3 protein-coding genes and 2 pseudogenes are annotated in these 2,994 nt (G+C 74.5%); 4 read left to right on the top strand and 1 reads right to left on the bottom strand.

From position 1 onward, the window contains the following. Nucleotides 1-661: pseudogene (locus MCHUDSM44219_RS17205) on the bottom strand (hypothetical protein); the annotation flags it as partial. A 207-nt stretch (nt 662-868) separates the two neighbouring features. Between MCHUDSM44219_RS17205 and MCHUDSM44219_RS17200 the strand changes: the two are divergent. The 4 genes and pseudogenes from MCHUDSM44219_RS17200 to MCHUDSM44219_RS17185 form a co-directional block, all read left to right on the top strand. After that, nucleotides 869-1,525: a DUF6474 family protein gene (locus MCHUDSM44219_RS17200; RefSeq protein ID WP_048419477.1), complete on the top strand. Its 657-nt coding sequence runs from the start codon at nt 869-871 to the stop codon at nt 1,523-1,525. Nucleotides 1,526-1,529: 4 nt separating this feature from the next. Next, nucleotides 1,530-2,054, top strand: a complete 525-nt coding sequence (locus MCHUDSM44219_RS17195) for a hypothetical protein (RefSeq protein WP_236695500.1) — start codon at nt 1,530-1,532, stop codon at nt 2,052-2,054. Nucleotides 2,055-2,124: 70 nt separating this feature from the next. Beyond that, nucleotides 2,125-2,661 (top strand): copper resistance CopC family protein, encoded by a 537-nt coding sequence (locus tag MCHUDSM44219_RS17190; RefSeq protein ID WP_236695499.1) that lies wholly within the window; start codon nt 2,125-2,127, stop codon nt 2,659-2,661. After that, nucleotides 2,658-2,994, top strand: a pseudogene (locus MCHUDSM44219_RS17185) (copper resistance protein CopD); the annotation flags it as partial. The gene MCHUDSM44219_RS17190 and the pseudogene MCHUDSM44219_RS17185, both read left to right, overlap by 4 nt.

Raw genomic sequence — 2,994 nt, 5'->3', positions numbered from 1 at the left:
CGGCAGGTGCCCCGCCGCCGCCGATGGCGGCCGGCGTCGCTGCACCGCCGGTGCCTGCCGCGACGGGAACGGTCAGCAGGGGCGCACTGATCGGCGCGCCGGTGCCGGCGGCAGGCAACCCGACGCCGGGGATCGTGTCGATCACGTCGGGGTCGAACGGGACCTCGACGGGTGGCCGGGTACCGACCGGCCCGCTGCCGAGGCGCGGTGGTCCGCCGGGCCGGGGCACGCCCACCGGGCGGTCACTGCCGCCGCCCGCGCTCGACGGGTTGGGCGCGCCGGGCGGATCCGGATCGTCGTCCGGCCACGGCCAGCCGTGCCCGCAGTCCTTGCCGCCGTCCTTGCAGCACGGCCGAGTCGGGTCGTCGGCGTCGTCGGACTTCGGGTCTCGGTCGGTGTTCTCGTGGTCGGGGGGCTCGGCGCTCTCGCGGTCCGGGTCCTCGGCGGCCGGAGCCGCGGGTTCGGCGTCGGGCTGTGCGTCCGCGCCGGTGGCTCGCGCGGGCGCGTCGGCCTTGTCGTCGGCGCCCCCGGTGGCGCCGGCACCCGTCGCGCCGGCGGAATCCGCCGGGTCGGCGTACGCCGTCGGCGTCCCCGTTCCCCCGGCCCAGACCCCACCGGCGACGAGGCAGGCCGCCGCAGCTGTACGCGCTCGCGAACCCACGTCGTCACCACCTCTCCAGGGGTCTGGAATCGAGAACGCTCGGGATTGCGTCGATTCTTGCACAGGAAGGAGTTTGCTGACTGCGGTAATTCCGCCGGTGCCGGGGCACACCCGGGCCGCTGCGTTCCCCGAACGATAGTGTTGTTCAGCGTCACCGCCGCATCTTCGGCGGGACATGCCGGTGGAGAGAGTGGAGAGGCCGCAGGGATGAGTCTGTTCAAACGACGCAAGTCCCGCGCAACCCGCAGGGCCGAAGCGCGCGCGATCAAAGCCAAAGCCAAGCTGGAAGCCAAGCTCTCGGCCAAGAACGAGGTGCGTCGCTTCAAGGCCGAGCAGAAGTCCGCCCAGCGCGCCCTGCGCGCGCAGTTGCGCGCCCAGCGAGACAGCGACCGGGCTGCGCTCAAAGTTGCTGAAACACAACTCAAGGCCGCGCGCGAAGGCAAGTTGTTCTCCCCCACCCGCGTTCGCAGGGCGCTGACCGTCTCTCGTTTGCTGGCACCGGTGGTGGTGCCGCTGGTGTACCGGGCGTCGATCTCCGCGCGGGGGCTGATCGACGAGCGCCGCGCCGACCGGCTGGGCGTCCCGGTCAGTCAGCTGGGCCAGTTCTCCGGCCACGGCGGCGAGCTGTCGGCCCGCATCGCCGGCGCCGAGCAGTCCCTGCGCCAGCTGACCGACAAGAAGCCCAAGGACGCCGAGACCAAGCAGTTCGCCGCCGCGATCAGCGAGCGGCTCACCGACCTGGCCGCCGCGGTCACCGCCGCGGAGAACATGCCGCCGGCCCGCCGCCGCCCCGCCCACGCGGCGATCGCGCAACAGCTGGACGGCATCGACGCCGATCTGCTGGCGCGCCTGGGCGTGGCCTGACCCGTTGTCCGGCCCGTCGGTTCGGCAGGGGGCGCTGCTGCGCGGAGGCGCGGCAGCCCTGCTGACGACGGCGCTCACGCTCGCCGCGCACGCTCTCGGCGGCGGCGGGCTCCCGTCGGGTCCCGCCGTGGTGCAGCTGCTGCTGGTGGCCGGCACGGTCGGCGCCACCGCAGCGGCGCTGCCGCGCACCGGCGATGTCCGGCTGATGACATTGGTGCTCGCCGCGGGGCAGCTCGCCGGCCACGGAATCCTCAGCGCCGCCTCTCACCACGCGCACGCAGACCCCGCGCCGCTGTGGGCGATGGCCGGCGCGCACCTGGCCGCGGTGCTCGTGGGCGCCGCCCTGATCAGCGCCGGCGATCGGTTGTGCCGGGCGCTCAGCCGTGTCGTGCGGCGAACCCTGGTGCACCTCCCGCCGCCGGTGTCTTCCGCGCCGGCCGCCGCCGTCGGTGACGCCGACCAACCACTGTTCTCGGCGCTGGTGCTCGTCTCCTCGTTGTCGCATCGGGGTCCGCCTGTCGAGGCCTGACCCCGCGACACCAGACGGACACCACACAGAAAGACGACATTCGATGAAGGCACTTCATCGTGGGTCAGCCATGCTCACCCACGTTCTCGCCGCCGCCACCCTGGCGAGCGGTCTGTTCCTGGGGGCACTGACCTCCGCTGGGCCCGCCTGGGCCCACGCCGCGCGTATCGCCGGCGATCCCGCCGACAACGCTGAGCTGGCGCAGTCCCCACCCCGGGTCAGCGCGACGTTCAACGAGGAGATGCAACCCGAGTTCGCGGCGATGACGGTGGTCGGCCCCGACGGCGGGCAGTGGGGTCAGGGCACCCCGACCGTCGACGGAGCGGTGATCAGCGTCGGCGTCCGCGGCGGTGCGCCCTCCGGGACGTACACCGTCAACTACCGCGCGACGTCGGCCGACGGTCACGTGGTCACCGGATCCTGGTCCTACCGCGTGACGACGGCGGCCACCGGGACTGCCGCGCCGGTGCCGTCCCCAGGCGCGGCTCCGGAACCTCCGGCGGCGCCGTCGTCGTCATCCGGAGGGCTGCCGGCGTGGCCGTTCGCGGTGGCGGCGGTGGCCGTGGTGGCAGCGGGCGCGGTGTGGGCGGTCCGGCGCAGGTCGTGACGCACCGCCGGGCGGTGGCGGGCGGTGCGCTCGTCGCCGCGGCGGCGGGCGTACTCGCCTGGGCGCTAGCCTTTCCCGGTGCGTCGCTGACCGTGGCGCTGGTCAGGGGGTTGGCCGACTGTGCCGCCGTGGTCGCCGTGGGGCTGGCCGCCGTGTCGGCGCTCGACGGTCCGCGCTATCGCGGCGAGTTGCTGCGCCGGGCCGCCGCACCGCTGGCCGCCGCGTCGGCGGCGTGGCTGGCGGCCGAACTGGTGCGTATCGTGCTCGCCGCCGCCGAGGCCGCGGGCAGCAGCGTCGCCCACGTCGAGGCGCACACGGTCTGGGACTTCGCGG

The organism is Mycolicibacterium chubuense (genome assembly GCF_001044255.1).
GTDB lineage: Bacteria > Actinomycetota > Actinomycetes > Mycobacteriales > Mycobacteriaceae > Mycobacterium > Mycobacterium chubuense.
Note: the sequence above shows the minus strand (reverse complement) of the source record. Positions and strands in the feature narration are given on the sequence as shown.

Bases quoted from the DNA above. Each gene is read 5' to 3' on its own strand.
- MCHUDSM44219_RS17200 (WP_048419477.1), top strand. From the start codon at position 869: ATGAGTCTGTTCAAACGACGCAAGTCCCGCGCAACCCGCAGGGCCGAA.
- MCHUDSM44219_RS17190 (WP_236695499.1), top strand. From the start codon at position 2,125: ATGCTCACCCACGTTCTCGCCGCCGCCACCCTGGCGAGCGGTCTGTTC.